The following is a 20,146-nucleotide window of genomic DNA, read 5'->3' as shown; positions in this document are numbered from 1 at the left end:
GGTGACCGGGGCCCTTCCCGTGACGGTCGGGGTGGGCGGTGGGTCAGTCGTCGCCCAGGCCTCCGATGAAGCCCCCGCCGTTCCCGTTCCCGCCGTTCCCGCCGCCCTCGATGGTCACGAGGGTGACGGTGCTGCCCTTGTCCGCCGGGGTGGTCGGCGCCGGGCTGCTGGTGATCACCCGGGCGTTCGGCTTGTCGACCGAACCCTGGGCGAGCGCGACCACGAAGCCGAGCCCTTCGAGCTGGGCCTTCACGTCCTGGTAAGGCCTGTTGCCGATGTCACCGGGGATCGCGACCTGCTCCGGCTGCGCCGGCCCCTTGGAGACCTTCAAAACGATCTGCGCGTCCTTGGCCTGCTTGCTCGGGCCCGTGGGCGTCTGCTCGATCACCTCTCCGGCAGGCTTCTCCGACTCCACGTCGGTGCGCGAGATGTTGGTGAAGCCGATGCCCCGCAGCTGCTGCTCCGCGGCCTCGTACGTGCGGGTCCGCATGTCCGGCAGGTCGAGCGACGCCTGGGTCGCCACGGTGATGGTGATCTCGGCCCCGTCCTCGGCCTTCGCGCCGCCCTTGGGGTCCTGCTCGATCACGGTGCCCTCGGTCTTCTCGGACTCCTCCGTGGTGACGTTGACCGTGAAGCCCTTCTTCTCCAGCTCCTCGCGGGCGCCGTCCTCGGACTTCTCCAGGACGTTGGGGACCTCGATCTTCGGCGCTCCGGCGGAGACGACGACCGTGACGGTGCCGTCCTTGTCCATCAGCGCGTCCGCCGCCGGGTCCTGCGAGCAGATCTCGCCCTTCTCCTGCTCCTCGCACGGCTCCTCGGCGCCGACCTTCACGGTGACGTCGGTTCTGGCCGCGAGTTTCTCCGCTTCCTGCACCGTGGAGCCCACCAGGTTCGGGGCCTTGATCTGGCCGTCGTCGCTGGTCGGGGTGAAGATCACCCGGCCGATCAGGATCGCGCCGATCAGCACCAGGATGCCGGCGACGACCAGCAGGATCGTCGAGGTGTTGCTCTTCTTCGGCTGGCGCCGGCGGCCCGACCGGTCGTCGTAGCCGTAGCCGCCGTCGTCCGGGTGGACCGGCGGCAGCATCGAGGTCTGCGCGTTGTTCGGGTCGGCCGGGCGCAGGGCGGTGGTGGGCTGGTCGGGGTTGTAGCCGTCGTAGCCCCCGTACCCCGCGGCGCCCATCGCCGCCGTGGCCGCGACCGGCCGACCGTCGAGGCAGGCCTCGATGTCGGCGCGCATCTCGTCGGCGGACTGGTAGCGGTAGTCCGGGTCCTTGGTGAGCGCCTTCAACACGATCGCGTCCATCTCGGGCGTGATCTCGGGGTCGAAGTTGCTCGGCGGCTGCGGCTCCTCCCTGACGTGCTGGTAGGCCACCGCGACGGGCGAGTCCCCGACGAACGGGGGCCGCACGGCGAGCAGCTCGTACAGCAGGCAGCCGGTGGAGTACAGGTCGGAGCGCGCGTCGACCTGCTCGCCCTTGGCCTGCTCCGGGGAGAGGTACTGGGCGGTGCCGATGACCGCGGCGGTCTGCGTCATCGTCATCCCGGAGTCGCCCATGGCGCGGGCGATGCCGAAGTCCATGACCTTGACCTGGCCGGTGCGCGTCAGCATGACGTTCGCCGGTTTGATGTCGCGGTGGACGATCTGGGCGCGGTGCGAGTACTCCAGGGCCTGGAGGATGCCGACCGTCATCTCCAGCGTGCGCTCGGGGAGCAGTCTGCGACCGGAGTGCAGGAGCTCCCTCAGCGTCGACCCGTCGACGTACTCCATCACGATGTACGGGATCGAGACCCCGTCGACGTAGTCCTCGCCGGTGTCGTAAACGGCGACGATCGCGGGGTGGTTGAGCGAGGCGGCCGACTGGGCCTCACGGCGGAACCGGGCCTGGAAGGACGGGTCGCGGGCCAGATCGGCCCGGAGCGTCTTCACAGCTACGGTGCGGCCGAGCCGGGTGTCGTGCGCGAGGTAGACCTCGGCCATGCCACCACGGCCGAGCACCGAGCCCAGCTCGTACCGGCCGCCGAGGCGACGCGGCTCTTCCATCTGTTCCAGCCCTCTCCGTCAGTCCCGACCGCACCCGTGTGTGGTCCGCGGCGGTGCGCTGTTCGCGCATACGCTACCGGGCACGGGTGACGTGCTCAGCCCGCACCCGGCAGCCGATATCCGACCGGTATCCGATGTCCGGTATGACGGGCGACCGCCGTGACAGGTCTCACTTCCTGCCGTCGATGACCGCTTTCATCACGTCGCGCGCGATGGGGGCGGCCAGCCCGCCGCCGGAGATGTCGTCCCGGTTGGCGTTGCCGTCCTCCACCACGACGGCGACGGCGACCGGTGAGCCGCTGTCGGTCTTCGCGTACGAGATGAACCAGGCGTACGGCTTCTCGCTGTTGTTCAGACCGTGCTGGGCCGTACCGGTCTTGCCGCCCACTGTGACGCCGGGGATCCGCGCGTTGGTTCCCGTGCCGTCCTCGACGACGGTCTCCATCATCCGCTGGACCTTCTGGGCGTTCTCACCGGAGAGCGCGCGGCTGAGCTCCTCGGGCTCGTGGGTGTAGACCGGGTCCAGGTTGGGCGCCTGCCGCTCGGCGACCATGTACGGCTGCATCAGCTTGCCGTCGTTGGCGATCGCGGAGGCCACCATTGCCATCTGGAGCGGGGTGGTGCGGTTGGACGCCTGGCCGATGCCCGCCATCGCGTTCTGCGGCCTGTTGTCCTCGGGGTAGATGCTCGCGTCGGCGCGGACGGGCGTGAAGACTTCCTTGTTGAAGCCGAACTTGTCCGTCTGCTCGATCATCTTCTTGTTGCCGAGGTCGTCGCTCATCTTCCCGAAGACGGTGTTGCACGAGACCCGCAGGGCCTCGCGCAGCGTGGCGTTCTCGCAGGGGATGTCGCCCTCGTTCCGGAGCTGCGTGGTGGACTGCGGCAGCGTCCAGGGCAGCGGGGAGTCCGTCTTGGCGTCGATGTCGTCGTAGAGCCCGTTCTCCAGGGCGGCGGCGGCGGTGACGACCTTGAAGGTGGAGCCCGGGGGGTAGGTCTCGCGCAAGGCCCGGTTGAGCATCGGCTTGTCCTCGTCCTTCAGGAGCTTCTGCCGGTTGTCCGAGTCCTTGAGCGAGTTGCCGGCGAAGACCGAGGGGTCGTAGGACGGGGTGCTGGCGAGGGCGAGGATGGCGCCGGTCTTCGGGTCGAGGGCGACCACGGCGCCCTTCTTCTCGCCGAGCCCCTTGAACGCGGCTTTCTGGGCATCGCCGTTCAGGGTGGTGACGACGTTGCCGCCGCGCTTCTTGTCGCCGGTGAACATCGACAGCGTCCGGTCGAAGAACAGCTGGTCGTCGTTGCCGGTGAGGATGCCGTCCTCCAGGTTCTCCAGCTGCGAGGAGTCGAAGGCCTGCGAGGAGTAGCCGGTCACGGGGGCCCACAGGGGGCCGTCCTTCCAGACGCGCTTGTACCTGAAGTCGCCGTCCTCGGTCTCGGCGGAGCCGGTGATCGCCTTGCCGTCGACGATGATGTCGCCGCGCTCGTGGGCGTACCGCTCGATCTCGACGCGGCGGTTGTACTTGTGGCTGGTCAGCTCGTCGGCGCGGACGTACTGGAGCCAGTTGTCCCGGATGAGCAGGGCGAGCATCAGGAGACCGCAGAAGATCGCCACCCGGCGCAGGGGCTTGTTCACGGGCGGACCACTTGCGTCATCTCGGCGTCGGTGGAGGGCGCGGGAGCCGGTGCGGGACGGCGGGCGGTGTCGCTGATGCGGATCAGAATGCCGATCAGGGCCCAGTTGGCGATGACCGACGACCCGCCGGCCGCGAGGAACGGCATCGTCATACCGGTGAGCGGGATGAGGCCCATGACACCGCCGGCGACGACGAAGACCTGGATGGCGAAGGCTCCGGAGAGCCCGATGGCCAGCAGCTTGCCGAACGGGTCGCGGGCGGCGAGCGCGGTGCGCACACCGCGCTCGACGATCAGCCCGTACAGCAGGAGGAACGCCATCATTCCGGCGAGCCCGAGCTCCTCGCCCACGGTGGCGAGGATGAAGTCGGTGTTGGCCGCGAAGAGGATGAGGTCGGAGTTGCCCTGACCGAGACCGGTCCCAAGCGTGCCGCCGGAGCCGAAGGCCATCAGCACCTGGGCCATCTGCTCACTGGCGGCATGGGTGCCCCAGCCGGCGAAGGGGTCGAGCCAGGCGGTGACCCGGTCCTGCACGTGCTTCTCGAAGGAGGCCACGCCTACCGCGCCCACGGCCGACATGGTGAGGCCGAAGACGATCCAGCTGGTGCGCTCGGTCGCCACGTAGAGCATGACGACGAACATGCCGAAGAAGAGGAGCGAGGTGCCGAGGTCGGTCTCGAAGACGAGGATCAGGATCGACATCGCCCAGATGGCGAGGATCGGACCGAGGTCACGCCCGCGGGGCAGGTACATGCCCATGAATCGGCGGCTGGCGAGGGCGAGGGCGTCGCGCTTCACCATCAGGTAGCCGGCGAAGAAGACCGTGATGACGATCTTCGCGAACTCGCCGGGCTGGATGGAGCCGATGCCGGGGATGGTGATCCAGATCCTCGCGCCGAACTGGGGCGGGAAGAACATCGGCAGGATCAGCAGGATGAGCGCGACCACCATGGAGATGTAGGTGTAGCGCTGGAGGATGCGGTGGTCCTTGAGGAGGAGCAGCACACCGATGAACAGTGCCACGCCCATCGCCGAGAAGATCAGCTGCTTGGAGGCGGCGGGCGCGAAGCTGGGGTGGGCGAGCAGTCGCTCCGACTGGTCCAGGCGCCAGATCAGTGCCAGGCCCAGACCGTTCAGCAGGGTGGCCAGGGGCAGCAGCAGCGGATCGGCGTACTTGGCGAATCTGCGCACCACGAGGTGGGCGACGCCGCCGAGCAGGGCGAGGCCCGCTCCGTAGCTGAGCATGCCTGTGGGCAGTTCGCCGTTGAGGGCGAGGCCCACGTTGGCGTAGGCGAACACCGAGATGACGACGGCGAAGACGACGAGTGCCAGCTCGGTGTTGCGGCGGCTCGGTGCGTCGATCGCGCCGATGGTGGTCGTGTTGGTGACAACGCTCATGGTGCTGAAGGCCCCCTACGGCTTACTGCTTACCGCACTGCGGGACCAGCTTCTTCTCTTCCTCCGAGAGGCTGGGGCCGGGAGTGGGAGCGGTGGTCGGCTTGGTCCCCTTGGCGGAGGACGTGGCGGAAGTCCTGGTGGCGGGGGCTCCGGCGGTGCCGCCGGCCTCGCCCTCGCCCGTACGGGCCCGGTTCTCGGCGTCGGCCGCGCGGCGCTGCGCGTCCTTCTTGCAGGCGGAGGCCTGGGCGGCGAGCTCGGCGACCTTCTCGCGGGCGTCGGTGATGTTGCCCTCGGCGATCGTCGCCTCCACCTGCTTGCGCTGGTACGGCGGCAGGTACTTGAGCTCGATCTCGGGGTGGTTCTTCTCGACCTTCGAGAGCGAGACCCAGGCGAGGTCCTGGCTGATGCCCTGGAACAGCGCGACGTTCTCGTCCTGCGCGCCGACGTAGTACTGCGTCTGCGTCCAGCGGTAGCCGCCGTACAGACCGCCGCCGATGACGGCCAGCGCGAGCACGATGAAGACGGAACGCTTCAGCCATTTACGGCCACCGTCCGGCTTGACGAAGTCCTCGTCCGTGTAGGCGTCGTAGGAGCCGTCCGGCATGCCCCCGTAGCCGACGTCGCCGCTGCCGGGCGGGCCGAAGCCGCCGGCGGGCGGGGGCACGGGGCGGCCGAGGCCGGCGGCGCGGCCGGCGGGCGTCTGCATGGCCCCGCCGTCGCCGAGCTGGGCCTGGTTCTCCGCGACCGCGCCGACGACGACCGGGGTGTCGTTGAGCTGCCCGGCCAGGGTGTCGTTGCTGTCGACGTCCAGGACGTCGGCCACGATGCAGGTGATGTTGTCCGGGCCGCCGCCGCGCAGAGCGAGCTGGATCAGCTCCTGGATGGTCTCCTGCGGGCCCTGATAGCTCGCCAGGGTCTCTTCCATCGTCTGGTGCGAGACGACACCGGAGAGGCCGTCCGAGCAGATCAGATAGCGGTCGCCGGCGCGGACCTCGCGGATGGAGAGGTCCGGTTCGACATGGTCGCCGCTGCCCAGCGCCCGCATCAGCAGGGAGCGCTGCGGGTGCGTGGTTGCCTCTTCCTCGGTGATCCGGCCCTCGTCGACGAGGCGCTGCACCCAGGTGTGGTCCTGGGTGATCTGCGTCAGGACACCGTCCCGCAGCAGGTAGGCGCGGGAGTCGCCGACGTGCACCAGGCCGAGGCGCTGACCGGTCCAGAGCAGGGCGGTGAGCGTGGTGCCCATGCCCTCCAGCTGGGGGTCCTCCTCGACCATGACGCGCAGCTGGTCGTTGGCCTGCTGCACGGCCGTGCCGAGCGAGGTCAGGAGATCGGATCCCGGTACGTCGTCGTCGAGCGGGACGAGCGTGGAGATCACCTCGGAGCTGGCGACCTCACCGGCCGCCTGACCGCCCATGCCGTCGGCGATGGCGAGGAGCCGGGGACCGGCATAGCCGGAGTCCTCGTTGCCTTCCCGGATCATGCCCTTGTGCGACCCGGCGGCGAAGCGCAGCGACAGACTCATGCGCACCTCGCCCGTCGGCTCGGGGTACAGCCTGTCTCGAGCCACACTGCCCACCCTCCGGTCGGGAACCGGGCAGCGTCCGCCGTCGGGACCGCCGCGGCTCGCTCGCTCCGCTCGCTCATTGTCGTACTACTTCCGCAGCTCGATGACGGTCTTGCCGATACGGATCGGCGCGCCCAGCGGAACTGGTGTCGGGGTGGTGAGCCGGGTCCGTTCCAGATACGTGCCGTTGGTGGACCCGAGATCCTCGACGATCCACTGACCGTCACGGTCCGGGTAGATCCTGGCATGCCTGCTGGACGCGTAGTCGTCGTCCAGCACGATCGTTGAATCGTGGGCCCGGCCCAGGGTGATGGTCTGCCCCTGGAGCGCGACCGTCGTGCCCGTGAGCGTGCCTTCGGACACGACCAGCTTGGTGGGTGCCCCGCGGCGCTGCCGCCCGGGCTGCTGGCGCTGCTGGGGCGGCGCCGCTTGTTGTTGTTGGCGGCCCTGTTGGGGGCGCGCGTCGGCGGCAGTGCGGCGTGAGCCGCGCTGCGTGACGCGCGTTCCGAACAGGTCGCTGCGGATGACCTGTACGGCCACGATGACGAACAGCCACAGAACAGCCAGGAAACCTAGCCGCATGACCGTCAGGGTCAGCTCTGACATTGCCCCCGCTTCACCCTTCGGCTTGCCGGTAAACGATGGTGGTGCTGCCCACGACGATCCGCGAGCCGTCGCGGAGCGTAGCGCGGGTGGTGTGCTGCCCGTCTACCACGATGCCGTTGGTAGACCCGAGATCCTGGATCGTCGAGGGCGTTCCGGTCCGGATCTCACAGTGCCGGCGCGATACGCCGGGGTCGTCGATCCGCACGTCGGCGTCGGTGGATCGTCCCATCACCAACGTCGGGCGGGAGATCTGATGGCGAGTGCCGTTGATCTCGATCCAGCGCCGTGTCCGGGCGTCCGGCAGGGCGCCGGGCGCGGCCGGCGGGCGCCGGTCGTTCGTGGGGGCCGCGGGCCGTCCGGCGCCGGGCGGCGGGGCCGCCGGCATCGGCGGAGCGGCGCTCGGGGGGTAGCCGTAGCCGCCGGGAGCCTGCGAGGCGGCGGGCCGCCCCGCCGCGGGCTGGGGCGGGGCCGACGGGTCCTGCTGTGACGAACTCGACGCCAGCGTGCGGCTGCGGACCCGGTAGAGCCCGGTGTCGAGGTCGTCGGCCTTCTCCAGGTGGACCTTGATCGGTCCCATGAAGGTGTAGCGCTGCTGCTTGGCGTAGTCGCGCACCAGGCCGGACAGCTCGTCGCCCAGCTGACCGGAGTACGGGCTGAGCCGCTCGTAGTCGGGTGTGCTGAGCTCGACGATGAAGTCATTGGGGACGACGGTCCGCTCGCGGTTCCAGATCGTCGCGTTGTTGTCGCACTCCCGCTGGAGGGCGCCGGCGATCTCGACGGGCTGCACCTCGGACTTGAAGACCTTGGCGAAGGTGCCGTTGACCAGCCCCTCGAGGCGCTGCTCGAAACGCTTCATGACCCCCATGGGGCACCTCCTCCGTTGTCATCGTCCCTGTACTGCTTACTGATCGTATCCACGCGTCGGGAAATCGGCTGGTTCCCCTTGTCTGGCCTGTGGATGAGTGTCACCCCTCACACGGATCGTAGAGGTGACCTCCTCCCAGTGTCCCGCACCCGGGACGCACTCAGGAGGAGTGGGGGCGATGGTTCGGGGTTCCCGCTTCCCCCGCCGGTGACGACGAAACAACGGATGTGATTCCACCCTGTTCACCGTGCTAATCTTCCGGATGTCGCCAGGCGCTCGCACCACACAGTGAGAGAGTCTGGAACACCACTTATGCGCGAGTGGCGGAACGGCAGACGCGCTGGCTTCAGGTGCCAGTGTCCTTAGGGACGTGGGGGTTCAAATCCCCCCTCGCGCACAACAGAGGGCACGAAAGTGCCCAGCAGTACCAACGAAAAGGTCGGCCCCGTGAATACGGGGTCGGCCTTTTCGCTGTATCCGGCCTGGTCACGGGGTTGGGCGCGGGTGCGGATCGGCTGGACGCCGAACAGTTCGGCCCTGGGCGGGGTGACGGGTGGCGACTTAGGGCGAGTCGAGTCGTTTCGTTCCGATGTGTGGTCGGGGTGAACTGGTCAACTCATCGAATGCCTGGCGCCGGACGTGTCCGGTCGCGGATCAGGGGGAGTCCCTGCCAGGTCCCGCGGTCGCTCCCCACCGGAGGGAGCCGGGGGGCGACGGGCGCGTTGCCGTCCTTCGACCCGGCGAGCGGGGAGGTCGTCGCCGCGTTGCCGGCGGACGACGAGGAGGCGGGGCGGGCGAAGGTCGCGCGGGCCCGGGAGGCCGCCGCCTGGTGGGAGCGGCAGGGGCAGGCCGGGCGTCGTGAACGGCTGCTCGCGTGGCGGCGGGTGATGACGCGCCGCCTCGACGAGGTGGTTGATCTGCTCCAGCGGGGGAACGGCACGGTCAGGGCGGACGCGGTGGTCGAGTCGGCGGCGGCGCTGGAACACGTGGGCTGGGCGGTCGGCACGCCTCCCGGGTGCTGGGCAGGCGGCGGGCGCTGTTCGGGCTCCTCATGGTCAACCAGGCCTGCACGGTCGAGTACCGGCCGTGCCGAGGCGTCGGGTGATCGGCCCCTGCAACTTCCCGGGGCACACCCCGCTCGGCTCCATCGCCTACGCACTGGCCGCGGGGAACACCGTGGTGCTTCCCGCGCGGGAGCGCCACGATGTTCGAGCCCCGCGAGTACACCCCGCCTGCGGAAAATGGCTGGTTGACACCTTTACCGAGGCGGTTTCCGGCCCGCCGCTGCTACAACTCGCCGCCGACCGGGGCGAAACCGTGCCGCCGTGCCGGGTGGGCGTCGACAAGGTGGCCTTCACCGGCTCATCCGCCACGGGGCCAGGATTCTCGCCGCCCGTGCGCCCACGCTCACCCGGTACTGATGGAGCTGGGCGGCAGGGACGCCCTGGTGGTCGTCGCGGCCGCGGACGTGGTCGCAGCGGTGGAGGCGGCGCTCTGGGCCGGCTGCGGCAACGCCGGTCAGCCGTGCGCGGGCATCGAACGGGTCTACGTCGCGGACGCCGTGCATGACCGGTTCCTGATCCGGCTCGTCGAGCGGGCCCAGAAGATACGGGCGGGCGAGGACTTCGGGCCCGTGACCATGCCGGGGCAGCTGGACGGGATCCTCCGGCACGTCGAAGCGGCGATCGCCGACGGCGGGCGGGCTGTGGTCGGTGGGCCGGATGCCGTGCGACCCCCCTGTGCGCGCGGGCCGGTGGTGCTCGCCGACGTGCCGGAGGACTCGGCCGTGGTGCGCGAGGAGACCTTCGGGCCGGTCCTGGTCGTCCACCGGGTCAAGGGCGCGGCCGAGGGCGTGGAAGCGGGCCAATCGCGGCGAGTACGGGCTCGGCGGGGCGGTCTTCGCCGGGCGGGGCGGGGCCCGGCTGGCCAGGACGCTTCGCAGCGGGATGGTGTGGATGCCCGGCTTCCCCCTGGACGCCGGGACCACCCAGCACATGCTGCGGATCTGCCGGGCGCCGGACGGGCTGCCGCTCGCCCTGGAACTCCGCGGTGATCACCGGGGTGGTCTGGCGGGCGCTGCGCGGCAGGGACGGCGCGCGCCGTGCCGGTGTCCGACGAAGGGATGCCGGTCCGTCCGCGGACGGACCGCCTGTGGAAGAGGGGGCGTCAGGACCAGCGGAAACGGCGCTTCTTGAGACAGGGTTAAACGAGTCGTATCGTTCCGAACTCACGTCGACGAGCGGAGCCGTCCGACCTGAACGCGTGGTACCAGGAGGAAAGACATGGGGCAGAAGCGAACTCTCGGAGTGGTCGAGGACTCCACCGGGGTACACCGGCGGGATCTGGACGCCCGTGAGCGCATTCTGGAAGCGGCCTGGAAGAACCTTGCCGAACTGGGCTACTCGAAGCTCACCGTGGGCGGCGTGGCCGCCGACGCGGGGGTGGGAAAGGCCACGCTCTACCGGTCGTGGCCCAACAAGGCCGCGTTGGTGCTGGACGTGATCCGCAGCCAGCTGCACGACGTGCCCACGGACGACCTCGACGACAGTCGGCAGGAGATGCTCACGCTGGCGAACAACGCGATGCTCCGGTTCTACGGCTCGGGACGGCTGCGTGCCGTGCTGCCGTCGCTGGTCGGGGACCTGTTCGACGACGAGGCGCTGCGCGAGGTGATGCGGGTGGAGATCCTGGAGCCCCGTAAGCGTCAGTCCACCGTGGTGCTGGAACGGGCGGTGGCCCGCGGCGTGCTGCCCGAGGACACCGACCTCTCGCTGGTGCTGGACATGTGGGCCGGGACGATGCTGTTCCGGAGTCTGTTCGGCGCCGAGGCGGTGTCCGAGGAGGAAGTGGTGCGGCTGGTCGACGCCACGATCGTCTCGCCGCCGCGCAGGGCAGTCGAGGTGACGGAAGGCGACGCAGGAGGGGCGGGCCCCTCCTGACGGAGGAGTCCGCTCACGGGACCCGGCGGGGGAAGCGGCTCACGGGGGGGGCGTCCGGCCCGGGAGGAGTGACCGCGGCCGGCCGACGGCACCTTCGGCACCGCCGGCACAGCGGGACGTACGGCCGCCCGTAGTCGGAAGCCGACCGACCGCACCCGGCCCGCCCGTACGAGAGAGCGGTACGAAAAGCCCTCGACCGTCCGCCCGGAAAGTCAGCGGGACGAGGACGATTGCTCCAGGTGGCTCAGCGCAGGAAGAGCTTCTGCCGGGAGATGTCGGTACCGGCGCGCCGCGATGTGACGCCGATGGACCGTCCCTTGTCGAAGGTCTCGCCGGTGACGTCGCGCGTGGTCTTCTCTATCTTCGCGCCCGCCAGGTCGGCCTCCGGTCCGATGCCGCCGAAGAGGGCCCACCATCACGTGCCGACCGCGAGTACCACGCCGGCGGCGGCCAGTGGCTCCTCCACAGCGGGCACGTGCAGGGTGGATTCCAGCGCGGGCGCGGGTGTGGCCGCCTTGGACGTGAGCCGGTCGCCGGAGAGCAGGCCGCGTCGGCGGAGTTCCGCCGCGACGCCCCGTGCGCGGAGTTCGATTTCTTCGTAAGTTTCTTCTGAATGTGACGTGAAGATTTTCGGCATCACGGCATTCCCGCTCTTCGAGTGGGAGAAAACGGCCGCACGGGGTGCTGGGGAATGCGTGGAAAATGGTGGGGGGCGGGATCACCGGCGGTTCCAGGAGTTCCACAGCGCCCGGCAGATTCTGGCAAGGTCGCTCACGGTGCCGAAGAACATGGTGATGATCTTGCTCATCTCACTCCCCGGGGTCTCGCTGTCGGTAAAGCCGCAGGTGGAGGCGCTATAGAACGAGACGACTCGTTCAGGGTAGAGTGCGGCGCGGTAGCTGTCAGGAAATTCTTCGGCGCCGTACCGGTAATCGCAAGGAATCAAAGAATCAAGGATGGTGGGGTTATGGAAGGGCCCGGCAGAGACCGTCGTGAAGATGGATTGAGGGCCAAGAGGGAAGAGGGTGCGAGAGTCGGTCCGGGAGAATTGCGTGCATTCGAGTCGGTGGAAGGTCGCGGAATTTGGGCTTCCGGGGAAAAGGATGGAAAGCCTTTGGTCCTGGTACACGGAATCCGGCTCTCCGCCAGCATGTGGCTGCCGCACGCCCGCCGTATCGGGCCGGGCTACCGGATCGTCGCCTGCGACCTGCCGGGGCACGGCTCCCTGAGCGAACGGCGCTTCACTCTGGCCGGCGCGGTCGACCAGATCGGTGCCGCGGTCGAGCACGCGGCGTCGGGCGGTCGGCCCGTCGTTCTCGCGGGGATGTCTCTCGGCGGCTTCCCCTCACTCGCGTACGCCGCCCAACACCCCGGGGCCCTCGGTGGGTTGCTGCTGAACAACTGCACCGCCCAACCGCGCGGCGCCGCGGTCGCCCTGTACCGGGCGGCTGGGCGGCTGGGCCGGTGGGCGGGGAAGGAGTGGTCGGACCGGCTCGGTGCCGCGGCGCTGCGCAAGGCGCTGCCGGCGGAGAGCGCCGAGGCGGCGATCGCCGGCGGGCTGTCGATGCCCGGGTTCTTCGACGCGGCCCAGGATGTGCCCCGGCACGACTATCTGGCCATGGCCGGGAAGCTGACCCTGCCCCTGCTGATCTCCAACGGGCGGGGCGACTGGCTGTTCCGCTCCGACGAGGACGCGTTCCTGGCCGCCGCCCGAACGGCCGACCCGCGGGCCCGGCTCGAGCATCTGCCGGGCTCCCACCTGCTGGTCCTGACCGATCCGGACGGCTTCACCGAAGTGCTGCGCAGGGCCTACCGGGAACTGGTCGGCTGAGGTGCGGGCCGCGGCGGTGCCGTACTGCCGCGGCCCTTCGGTACTCAAGCGGTGTACAGGACGACGAAGTCGACGGCCTCCTGTACCGACTTGAAGGTCTTGGCCTCGGCCTCGGGGATGCGCACGTCGTACCGCTCCTCGACGGAGCCGATGACCTCCATGGGCAGCGAGTCCACGCTCTCCCCGGTCCTGCGCACGGACGCCTTCTTCGAAGGGCTCCACGCGGCGCTGGGCTCCGGCGCTCGCCCGGTCTGTGGTGGCCGGCGGTTCTCCGTCGACGGCGAGCCCGACGACACGGTCGGCACCTTCTGGAACCCGCCGTGCTCCGCGTCGACGGGCTCAAGGAGGCCCGCGCGAAAAGTGTCGCGCGTCGGACCACCCGTGCCCAGGGACACGAGCGCTTCTCGCTGGCCGCCGTCGGCGGCAGCGGCGTATTTCGGTCGTCCTGCCGCTTCGCGGTCCACCCCTCGATCCCGGTGCCCGACATCTGCGCCGGTCCGCTGCGGTTTTCCGCGTGCCCGTCCCTCCCGCTGACCGCTTCGACGAGGAAGCAGCCGCCGCCTCTGCTCCCCTTTCCCCTCCCCTCGCTCGCTTCCCCTCCCCCGCTCGCTCCTCCCACCATCGGCGCGGGTCTGGCTGAGCGCTTGCTATCGCTGGGGCTGCACCCTTCCGTGCGGTCGTCCAGGCCTCTCGCCGGGTTCTCCAGGCCTGGCCGAGCCCCATCGGCGAGGCAGGTCGATCCGGGCGGCGGGTCGCTTCCGTGTAGCCTGAGAAAGCTCAGCCGTATGCGGACAGTTGAGTTCCCTCGCACAGTCCCAGTCGATCGCGACTGTCGGGTTTGGTTCGTCAGAGCCCCCGCTTCGAAGAGATCCGGAGCGGGGGTTCTTCGTTGTTCCGTGGCCCGAACCCTGGTATCCGTGGTGTTCCTCCTTCACCACGTTCTCGTCGGTCCGTGTTTTCGGCGGCGGGCGGGGTACGGACAGGCGGGTAAGGAGGAGGCGACAGCGGGTGTCCGCGGGCGGTGATCCACCGGGTGTGGGCACGGTTTCCGGACAGACCGATGGCCAGTGCAACAGCGCACTTGCATACGCTGGCCGCAGAGGTTGGATCGACGGCGACTCGGCGGTGAAGGGCTGAGCGCACAGAACGTCCCGGAGGCAGGAAATGGCGAAGCAGGCTCGCGCAGTCCAGACGTGGCGGTCGATCGTGGATGCCGCGGCGAGTGTCTTCGACGACTACGGCTACGAGCGTGCCGCCATCTCGGAGATCCTTCGCCGCGCCAAGGTCACCAAGGGGGCCTTGTACTTCCACTTCGCCTCCAAGGAGGCCATCGCGCAGGCGATCATGGACGAGCAGACCTCCACGGTCGAGTTCGAACAGGAGGGGTCGCCGCTTCAGTCCCTGGTGGACGGTGGTCAGCAGTTCGCTTTCGCTCTGCGCCACAATTCGATGGCCCGGGCCGGCACCAGGCTCTCCATCGAGGGCGTCTTCCTCGGCGGACCGCACCCCTGGAGCGACTGGATCGACGCGACGGCCCGGATGCTGGAGCTGGGCCAGGAGCGCGGTGAGGTGTTCCCGCAGATCGACCCGATGGTGTCAGCCAAAATCATCGTCGCCTCGTTCACCGGTATTCAGCTGGTCTCGGAGGCCGACTCGGGCCGGGCCGATCTGCGCGAGCAGGTGGCCGAGATGTGGCGCCACATCCTGCCGTCGCTCGCTCATCCCGGCGTCATCGCCCACATCAAGCCGGAGGGCCGGGTGGATCTGGCGGCCCAGGCCCGCGAGCGGGCGGAGCGTGAGGAGCAGGAGGCCAGGATCGCCGCGGAGGCCAAGGGTGCGGGTTCCGATCCCGCGACCGACGGGGGTTCCCGATCGGGCGGGTCAGGCCTGCGGGGCGGCGGAGCCGGTCGTGGTCCGCGGGCCGGGGGAGCCGGCGACGAGGGCGACGAGGAGCCCGCAGGCGCGGGGGTGGCGGCCGGAGGGGTCGTCGCCTGATGCGCTCCGGGCACGCTGTGTTTCACGTGAAACGTCCGATTGTTCAAGATCATCATACGGTAGGGCCGCAGTGCTCCTGGGGCCTCCCCGACCCTGCCGGAGTTCACGGAGCGGCTACTTACCTTTAGTAAGCCGCTAAGAGTGGCCCAGTATTCTGGGGAAATGGCGGATCACGGCGAGCAGCCCTGTCGGCGGGTCGACCGGGGGATCAGCCGTGTCTTCGCGTTATTCGGCAAGCGCTGGACCGGCCAGATCGTCTCGGTCCTGCTCCAGCGGCCGGTGCACTTCGCCGAGCTGCGACGGGCGATTCCCGGCATCAGTGAGCGCATGCTTTCGGACCGGTTGACCGAACTCGGCACGGCCGGCCTGGTGATCCGCGAGGCTGACGCGGGACCGCCGCTGCGCGTCGCGTATCGGCTCACCGAGGCGGGCGCCGCGATGGAGCCCGCGCTCAACGAGCTGGGGCGGTGGGCGGACACCTATCTGCCACGGGACGACGCGGCCGGCTCCGGGACCGGCTGCTGACCTCGACCGGGCGTCCCGGGTGCCTCGGGGCGCGTCACTGCCGACCACCGGGGCCTGCCCCCCTCGCGTTATGTCTGTTCACGGGCCCGGCGGGTGTCGGGCATCCGGCGGTACCGTCGTGCTCGGTCGCTGGTGGACAGGACCGCTGACCGGTTCGACGGCCGGGCAGCCGGAAGCGGTACGAGGGTGGGGGCGACGCTCCATGAGCGGAACCGAGACGACGACGCCTGAGCGGCGGACTGCGGGAGCGACGGGAATCGAGGCGACTGCGGGAGGTGCGGCGACCGCGGGCGAGGGTCCGCGCATTCCGGTCGTGCCCGGGTTTGCCCGGCGTGGTGCCGCGAGTTCACCGAAGGCGGCGGGCAAGGCCCTCCGTGACCGGGTGCCGCGGGCCTCGCACGCTTCGCTGGTCCTGCCGCCGGGACGGCCGGACGCCGTGCGGGCGGTCGAGGAGTCGAACCGGGGCCGGGTGCCGGGGCTGACGCCGATACGGGTGGGCCGGATGGCGGCGACGCCGTTCGCCTTCCTGCGCGGCGCGGCCGGGCTGATGGCCCACGATCTGACGGGCAGCCCGGTCACCGGGGTGGGCGCCCAGCTCTGCGGCGACGCGCACGCGGCCAACTTCGGCCTCTACGGCGATGCCCGGGGCAGCCTGGTCATCGATCTGAACGACTTCGACGAGACCGTCTTCGGGCCGTGGGAGTGGGACCTCAAGCGGCTCGCCACCTCCCTGGTGCTGGCGGGCCGGGCCGCCGGGGCCGACGAGGACACCTGCCGCCGGGGCGCGCACGACGCCGTCGGCGCCTACCGGCGCACGATGCGGCTGCTGGCCCGGCTGCCCGCCCTCGACGCCTGGAACGCGATCGCGGACGAGGAGCTCGTCTCGCACACGGACGCGCGGGACCTGGTCGGCACCCTGGAGCGGGTCTCGGAGAAGGCCCGCAGCAACACCAGCGCCCGCTTCGCCGCCCGCTCCACCGAGGAGTGCCCCGACGGCGGCCGGCGCTTCGTCGACGCCCGGCCCGTGCTGCGCCGGGTACCGGACGCCGAGGCCGCTGCCGTGGCCGCCGGTCTTGGCGGCTATCTCTCCACCGTCTCCGAGGACCGGGTGCCGCTACTGGCTCGCTACACGATCCACGACGTGGCGTTCCGGGTGGTCGGCACCGGCAGCGTGGGGACCCGGTCGTACGTGGTGCTGCTGCTCGATCACCGGGGTGAGCCGCTGGTCCTTCAGGTGAAGGAGGCGCGCCCCTCGGTCCTCGCCCCCTATCTGCCCGCGGTCGGTTTCGACGTTCCGGAGGTGGCGCACGAGGGCCGCCGGGTGGTGCTCGGGCAGAAGCGGATGCAGGTCGTCAGCGACATCCTGCTCGGCTGGGCGGACGTCGACGGCAGGCAGTTCCAGGTCCGGCAGTTCCGTAACCGCAAGGGCAGCGTGGACCCTGCCGCGCTCGCAGCCGACCAGGTGGACGACTACGCGCGGATGACCGGCGCGCTGCTCGCGCGGGCGCACGCGCACAGCGCCGACCCCCGCCTGCTGGCGGGCTACTGCGGCAAGAACGACGAGCTCGACGGGGCGGTGGCCGCCTTCGCGGTGACGTACGCCGACCGTACGGAAGCGGATCACGCCGAGCTGGTGCGGGCGATCAAGGCGGGCCGCCTGGCCGCCGAATTCGGCATATGAGGGGTTCGTGGGGCGATGGGGACGGGGCCGCGAGGCGGTGGGGCTCTGTCCGTGAGGCGGTGTGGCTCTGTTCGTGTCGGGGTGCGGCTCCGTCCGTGACGGGTGGGGCTCTGTCCGCGAGGCGGTGTGACTCTGTTCGTGACGGGTGGGGCTCTGTCCGGGCCCACCCGTGTGTGCCGCGCCGCCGGGCCGTGGCCATACGCTGGACGGGTGACCCACGAAGCCGCCGGGGTGCCGACCACCCGGAACGATGAAGACCGGCAGGACAACGACCGGCCGGACGCGCCCCGATCCGTCCCCGAAGCGGGGGACGCCCCAGGGGCGCGGGACGCTCCGGAGGCGCCGGACGCTTCCGGCCCTCCGGATGCCGCTGCCGGGGAGTCCACCGGTCCCGAGGACGCCGCGCCGCGCCCCGAGACGCGGCTGGCCAGGGCGGTGCAGGTCGCCGAACAGGCGTTGATCGAGTTCGAGATCGCGGTGGAGACCTTCCGGGTGGAGGTCGAGAACTTCTCCCGGCTGCACCACCAGAAGCTCGGCCCGATGTACACCCGCCTCGACGAGCTGGACGCACTGATCGCCGAGGCGCGGGCCGCTCGGACCGGGGATCCGGAGGACGAGCGCAAGGCGCGGGAAGCGCGGGCGGTCGTCATGCCGATGCCCGGGGTCGACGAGCTGTTCCACGACTGGATGGACACCGACGGGCTGTCCCCGGAGGCCGCGGCGATGCTCACCGATCAGCCGGTCCGGCCGCCGAAGCGGGTCAGGCCGAGCGAGGAGGCCCGCAAGCTCTACCGGGAGCTGGCCCGCAAGGCGCACCCCGACCTCGCCCAGGACGAGCCGGAACGGCAGCGCCGGGACGAGTTCATCGCCCGGGTGAACGCCGCCTACGGGCGCGGCGACGTCGACCTCCTCAAGGAGCTCGTGGCGGAGTGGGCGGCCGGCCCGGTGCAGCCCCTGGCCCCGCCGAGCGAGAGCGAGGAGCTCTACGCCCGGCTGGAGTGGCTCAGCCGGCGCAAGGAGCTGCTGACGGTGCTCGCCAAGGAACTGGAGGACGGCCCGATCGGCTCGATGCTCCGGATGGCCCCGGACGACCCGGATCAGCTGTTGGAGGACGTCGCGGAGCAACTGCTGGGCGAGGTGTCCCGGCGCGAGGCCGAGCTCGCGGGGATGGTGCAGTAGCGTTCCGGGTGACTCTGCCGCGTACGGACGGGGCCCCTGCACGAGGCCCCAATGTACGAGGTCCAAGACCGCACGAGAGAAGGCATGACCCATGAACTTCGCCCCGCTGCCCTCGGTGGACGCCGCGGCGGTGCCGTCGGACGGCTTCGTCCTGGACGTCCGTGAGAACGACGAGTGGGCGGCCGGTCACGTCGAGGGTGCGCTGCACATCCCGATGAGCGACTTCGTGGGCCGGTTCGGCGAGCTGACCGAGTCCGCCGAGGACGGCCGGCGCGTCCATGTGATGTGCCGGGTCGGCGGCCGGTCGGCCCAGGTCACCCAGTACCTGGTTCAGCAGGGCATCGACGCCGTGAACATCGACGGCGGCATGCAGGCCTGGGACGGCGCAGGGCGCCCGATGGTCACGGACAACGGGACACCTGCCTTCGTCCTCTGACTCCCGGGCGGGCCTGGTCGGTGCTGTGGGTGCTGTCGGTGCTGCCGGTCAGCCGAGCGGGTGGGCGGCCAGCAGGTCGCCCAAGGCCTCCTCATGGGCCGCGGCCGGGCCCAGGGAGAGCTCGATCTGCTTCGCCCAGGCGTGGAAGCGGTGCAGGGGGTAGTCGGTGTCCGCGCCGAAGCCGCCGTGCAGGTGCTGTGCGGTCTGCACGACGCGGCGGACGCCGTCGGAGGCCCAGATCTTCGCCACGGCGACATCGCCCGCGGTGGGCATCGGCCCCCCGGCGTCGGCCGAGATCCGCCAGGCGGCCTGCCAGAGCGTCGCCTCCATCGCCCGCAGGTCGATGTACCGGTCGGCTGCCTGGACGGCCACCGCCTGGAACGTGGCGACCGGGAACCCGAACTGCTCGCGCTCGCCGGTGTACGCGGCGGTCATCGCAAGCACCCGCTCGCCCAGCCCGAGCGCGAGTGCGCAGGTTCCCGTGGTGAGCAGGGACCGCAGCCACTCCCAGCAGCCCGGAACGTCGATCAGTTCGCGGTCCGTCACCCGGGCGCCGTCGAGCCGGACCTCGGCCAGCCGCTCACCGCTGGTGGATACCTGGTCCGCCAAGGTGACGCCGTCGCGGGTACGGGGCACGAGGGCCAGGACCGGGCGGCCCCCCGCGGTGTGCGCGGGGATGGCGATCCGGTCGGCCACCTGGGCCCAGGGAACCGCGGACTGCACCCCGTCGAGCACCCAGCCGGAGCCGCTCGCCGCCGCCCCGAGGCCTTCATCGCTCTCGCCGCTCTCCCCGTACCGCCGTGCGGCGACGGCGAGTTCGGCGGGATCGTGACCGCTGCGCCCGTTGGCGCCGACGGTCAGGATCAGTTCACCCCGGCCTGCCGGGGGGAGCAGCTCCGCCGCGAGAGTGCTCCCGCCGTACCGCTGGACCGCCATGGCCACCGCACAGCTCTCCAGCAGCGGGACCCTGGCCAGCACCTTCGCCGACTCCCGCAGGACCAGGCAGAGCGCGATCGGGTCGAGGCCCGCGCCTCCGTGGTCCGGCGACAGGGTGAGACCGAGCAGATCCGTGCGCGCCAGCTCGTTCCACAGCTGTCGGTCGATGTCCTCCGCCACGGCGCCCGGGGTCAGGGCGGGGCTGGGAACGCGGTCGGGGGCGACGTCCGAGAAGACCGCCCTGGCCGCCTCGACGGCCGCTCGCTGTTCCTCGGTGAAGGTGAAGTCCACTGTCCCGGCCTCCCGCTAACCGTGCACGACATGACGGGCCGTCAAGATAGAACAGGTTCTAGGGGAAGGGAACAGTGCGGGGCCGGTGCAGTGCGTAAGCGCCTCGGCACTGGAGGCCCTCAGCGGCCTGAGCGATCCCGGCGGGCCTGGGCGATCCCAGCGGGCCTGGGCGATCCCAGCGGCTCCTCAGCTGTCCCAACGGCCTCGGCGATCTCGGACCTCAACCGCCT

General features: G+C 70.5%; 18 protein-coding genes, 1 tRNA gene and 1 pseudogene. 11 read left to right on the top strand and 9 right to left on the bottom strand.

Going from position 1 to position 20,146, the window contains the following annotated elements:
* Positions 1 to 43: 43 nt before the first annotated feature.
* The 6 genes from pknB to ACH4RG_RS00565 form a co-directional block, all read right to left on the bottom strand.
* Positions 44 to 2,044: a Stk1 family PASTA domain-containing Ser/Thr kinase gene (gene pknB, locus ACH4RG_RS00590; RefSeq protein ID WP_397918850.1), complete on the bottom strand. Its 2,001-nt coding sequence runs from the start codon at positions 2,042 to 2,044 to the stop codon at positions 44 to 46.
* A 169-nt stretch (positions 2,045 to 2,213) separates the two neighbouring features.
* Positions 2,214 to 3,671 (bottom strand): peptidoglycan D,D-transpeptidase FtsI family protein, encoded by a 1,458-nt coding sequence (locus tag ACH4RG_RS00585; protein WP_397918852.1) that lies wholly within the window; start codon positions 3,669 to 3,671, stop codon positions 2,214 to 2,216.
* Entirely contained in the window at positions 3,668 to 5,068 is a 1,401-nt protein-coding gene (locus tag ACH4RG_RS00580; protein ID WP_397918854.1) for an FtsW/RodA/SpoVE family cell cycle protein, read from the bottom strand. The genes ACH4RG_RS00585 and ACH4RG_RS00580 overlap by 4 nt, the downstream gene beginning before the upstream one ends.
* 22 nt (positions 5,069 to 5,090) lie before the next feature.
* Complete coding sequence (locus ACH4RG_RS00575) at positions 5,091 to 6,590, bottom strand: PP2C family protein-serine/threonine phosphatase (protein ID WP_397919297.1); 1,500 nt, start codon at positions 6,588 to 6,590, stop codon at positions 5,091 to 5,093.
* A 129-nt stretch (positions 6,591 to 6,719) separates the two neighbouring features.
* Positions 6,720 to 7,238 carry an FHA domain-containing protein gene (locus tag ACH4RG_RS00570; RefSeq protein WP_003967913.1) on the bottom strand — a complete coding sequence of 173 codons (519 nt, stop codon included), beginning with the start codon at positions 7,236 to 7,238 and terminating at the stop codon, positions 6,720 to 6,722.
* Between the two features lie 10 nt (positions 7,239 to 7,248).
* Positions 7,249 to 8,103, bottom strand: coding sequence for an FhaA domain-containing protein (locus ACH4RG_RS00565; protein WP_397918856.1), 855 nt, complete (start codon positions 8,101 to 8,103; stop codon positions 7,249 to 7,251).
* A 314-nt stretch (positions 8,104 to 8,417) separates the two neighbouring features.
* Between ACH4RG_RS00565 and ACH4RG_RS00560 the strand changes: the two genes are divergently transcribed.
* The 5 genes and pseudogenes from ACH4RG_RS00560 (at position 8,418) to ACH4RG_RS00540 (ending at position 11,042) form a co-directional block, all read left to right on the top strand.
* Positions 8,418 to 8,500, top strand: a tRNA-Leu gene (locus tag ACH4RG_RS00560).
* 226 nt (positions 8,501 to 8,726) lie between these two features.
* Complete coding sequence (locus tag ACH4RG_RS00555) at positions 8,727 to 9,356, top strand: aldehyde dehydrogenase family protein (RefSeq protein ID WP_398538875.1); 630 nt, start codon at positions 8,727 to 8,729, stop codon at positions 9,354 to 9,356.
* Positions 9,250 to 9,672, top strand: a complete 423-nt coding sequence (locus ACH4RG_RS00550; protein ID WP_398539374.1) for a hypothetical protein — start codon at positions 9,250 to 9,252, stop codon at positions 9,670 to 9,672. The genes ACH4RG_RS00555 and ACH4RG_RS00550 overlap by 107 nt, the downstream gene beginning before the upstream one ends.
* A pseudogene (locus ACH4RG_RS00545) lies at positions 9,566 to 10,156 on the top strand (aldehyde dehydrogenase family protein); the annotation flags it as partial. The gene ACH4RG_RS00550 and the pseudogene ACH4RG_RS00545, both read left to right, overlap by 107 nt.
* Positions 10,157 to 10,385: 229 nt before the next feature.
* Positions 10,386 to 11,042: a TetR/AcrR family transcriptional regulator gene (locus tag ACH4RG_RS00540; protein WP_397918860.1), complete on the top strand. Its 657-nt coding sequence runs from the start codon at positions 10,386 to 10,388 to the stop codon at positions 11,040 to 11,042.
* Positions 11,043 to 11,457: 415 nt separating this feature from the next.
* Here the strand turns inward: ACH4RG_RS00540 and ACH4RG_RS00535 are convergent, their stop codons facing one another.
* Entirely contained in the window at positions 11,458 to 11,679 is a 222-nt protein-coding gene (locus tag ACH4RG_RS00535) for a hypothetical protein (protein ID WP_397929419.1), read from the bottom strand.
* A 477-nt stretch (positions 11,680 to 12,156) separates the two neighbouring features.
* Between ACH4RG_RS00535 and ACH4RG_RS00530 the strand changes: the two genes are divergently transcribed.
* Complete coding sequence (locus ACH4RG_RS00530) at positions 12,157 to 12,873, top strand: alpha/beta fold hydrolase (RefSeq protein WP_397918864.1); 717 nt, start codon at positions 12,157 to 12,159, stop codon at positions 12,871 to 12,873.
* Positions 12,874 to 12,917: 44 nt separating this feature from the next.
* Here the strand turns inward: ACH4RG_RS00530 and ACH4RG_RS00525 are convergent, their stop codons facing one another.
* Entirely contained in the window at positions 12,918 to 13,070 is a 153-nt protein-coding gene (locus ACH4RG_RS00525; RefSeq protein ID WP_397918866.1) for a hypothetical protein, read from the bottom strand.
* A 967-nt stretch (positions 13,071 to 14,037) separates the two neighbouring features.
* On the opposite strand from ACH4RG_RS00525, the gene ACH4RG_RS00520 reads away from it, so the two are divergent.
* The 5 genes from ACH4RG_RS00520 (at position 14,038) to ACH4RG_RS00500 (ending at position 18,689) form a co-directional block, all read left to right on the top strand.
* The gene (locus ACH4RG_RS00520; RefSeq protein ID WP_397918868.1) at positions 14,038 to 14,868 is read left to right on the top strand and encodes a ScbR family autoregulator-binding transcription factor; all 831 of its coding nucleotides are present in this window, start codon (positions 14,038 to 14,040) and stop codon (positions 14,866 to 14,868) included.
* Between the two features lie 162 nt (positions 14,869 to 15,030).
* On the top strand, positions 15,031 to 15,393 hold the full coding sequence (locus tag ACH4RG_RS00515) for a winged helix-turn-helix transcriptional regulator (RefSeq protein ID WP_397918870.1): 363 nt from the start codon (positions 15,031 to 15,033) through the stop codon (positions 15,391 to 15,393).
* A 202-nt stretch (positions 15,394 to 15,595) separates the two neighbouring features.
* Positions 15,596 to 17,074, top strand: coding sequence for a DUF2252 domain-containing protein (locus ACH4RG_RS00510; RefSeq protein ID WP_397918872.1), 1,479 nt, complete (start codon positions 15,596 to 15,598; stop codon positions 17,072 to 17,074).
* 210 nt (positions 17,075 to 17,284) lie between these two features.
* The gene (locus tag ACH4RG_RS00505) at positions 17,285 to 18,253 is read left to right on the top strand and encodes a J domain-containing protein (RefSeq protein ID WP_397918874.1); all 969 of its coding nucleotides are present in this window, start codon (positions 17,285 to 17,287) and stop codon (positions 18,251 to 18,253) included.
* 91 nt (positions 18,254 to 18,344) lie between these two features.
* The gene (locus ACH4RG_RS00500; protein WP_215105740.1) at positions 18,345 to 18,689 is read left to right on the top strand and encodes a rhodanese-like domain-containing protein; all 345 of its coding nucleotides are present in this window, start codon (positions 18,345 to 18,347) and stop codon (positions 18,687 to 18,689) included.
* A 48-nt stretch (positions 18,690 to 18,737) separates the two neighbouring features.
* Here ACH4RG_RS00500 and ACH4RG_RS00495 read toward each other — a convergent pair whose 3' ends face one another.
* Positions 18,738 to 19,916 carry an acyl-CoA dehydrogenase family protein gene (locus ACH4RG_RS00495; protein WP_397929423.1) on the bottom strand — a complete coding sequence of 393 codons (1,179 nt, stop codon included), beginning with the start codon at positions 19,914 to 19,916 and terminating at the stop codon, positions 18,738 to 18,740.
* Between the last annotated feature and the right edge of the window lie 230 nt (positions 19,917 to 20,146).

The organism is Streptomyces sp. NPDC021019 (genome assembly GCF_044333295.1).
GTDB lineage: Bacteria > Actinomycetota > Actinomycetes > Streptomycetales > Streptomycetaceae > Streptomyces.
The sequence above is the reverse complement of the archived record's forward strand: the minus strand, read 5'-3'. Positions and strand labels throughout refer to the sequence as shown.

Excerpts from the sequence above, each read along its gene's own strand:
- ACH4RG_RS00575 (WP_397919297.1), bottom strand. The coding sequence starts at position 6,590 with ATGAGTCTGTCGCTGCGCTTCGCCGCCGGGTCGCACAAGGGCATGATC.
- ACH4RG_RS00520 (WP_397918868.1), top strand. The coding sequence starts at position 14,038 with ATGGCGAAGCAGGCTCGCGCAGTCCAGACGTGGCGGTCGATCGTGGAT.
- ACH4RG_RS00535 (WP_397929419.1), bottom strand. The coding sequence starts at position 11,679 with ATGCCGAAAATCTTCACGTCACATTCAGAAGAAACTTACGAAGAAATC.
- ACH4RG_RS00565 (WP_397918856.1), bottom strand. The coding sequence starts at position 8,103 with ATGGGGGTCATGAAGCGTTTCGAGCAGCGCCTCGAGGGGCTGGTCAAC.
- ACH4RG_RS00510 (WP_397918872.1), top strand. The coding sequence starts at position 15,596 with ATGAGCGGAACCGAGACGACGACGCCTGAGCGGCGGACTGCGGGAGCG.
- ACH4RG_RS00515 (WP_397918870.1), top strand. The coding sequence starts at position 15,031 with ATGGCGGATCACGGCGAGCAGCCCTGTCGGCGGGTCGACCGGGGGATC.
- ACH4RG_RS00500 (WP_215105740.1), top strand. The coding sequence starts at position 18,345 with ATGAACTTCGCCCCGCTGCCCTCGGTGGACGCCGCGGCGGTGCCGTCG.
- pknB (WP_397918850.1), bottom strand. The coding sequence starts at position 2,044 with ATGGAAGAGCCGCGTCGCCTCGGCGGCCGGTACGAGCTGGGCTCGGTG.
- ACH4RG_RS00570 (WP_003967913.1), bottom strand. The coding sequence starts at position 7,238 with ATGTCAGAGCTGACCCTGACGGTCATGCGGCTAGGTTTCCTGGCTGTT.
- ACH4RG_RS00580 (WP_397918854.1), bottom strand. The coding sequence starts at position 5,068 with ATGAGCGTTGTCACCAACACGACCACCATCGGCGCGATCGACGCACCG.
- ACH4RG_RS00555 (WP_398538875.1), top strand. The coding sequence starts at position 8,727 with ATGCCTGGCGCCGGACGTGTCCGGTCGCGGATCAGGGGGAGTCCCTGC.
- ACH4RG_RS00540 (WP_397918860.1), top strand. The coding sequence starts at position 10,386 with ATGGGGCAGAAGCGAACTCTCGGAGTGGTCGAGGACTCCACCGGGGTA.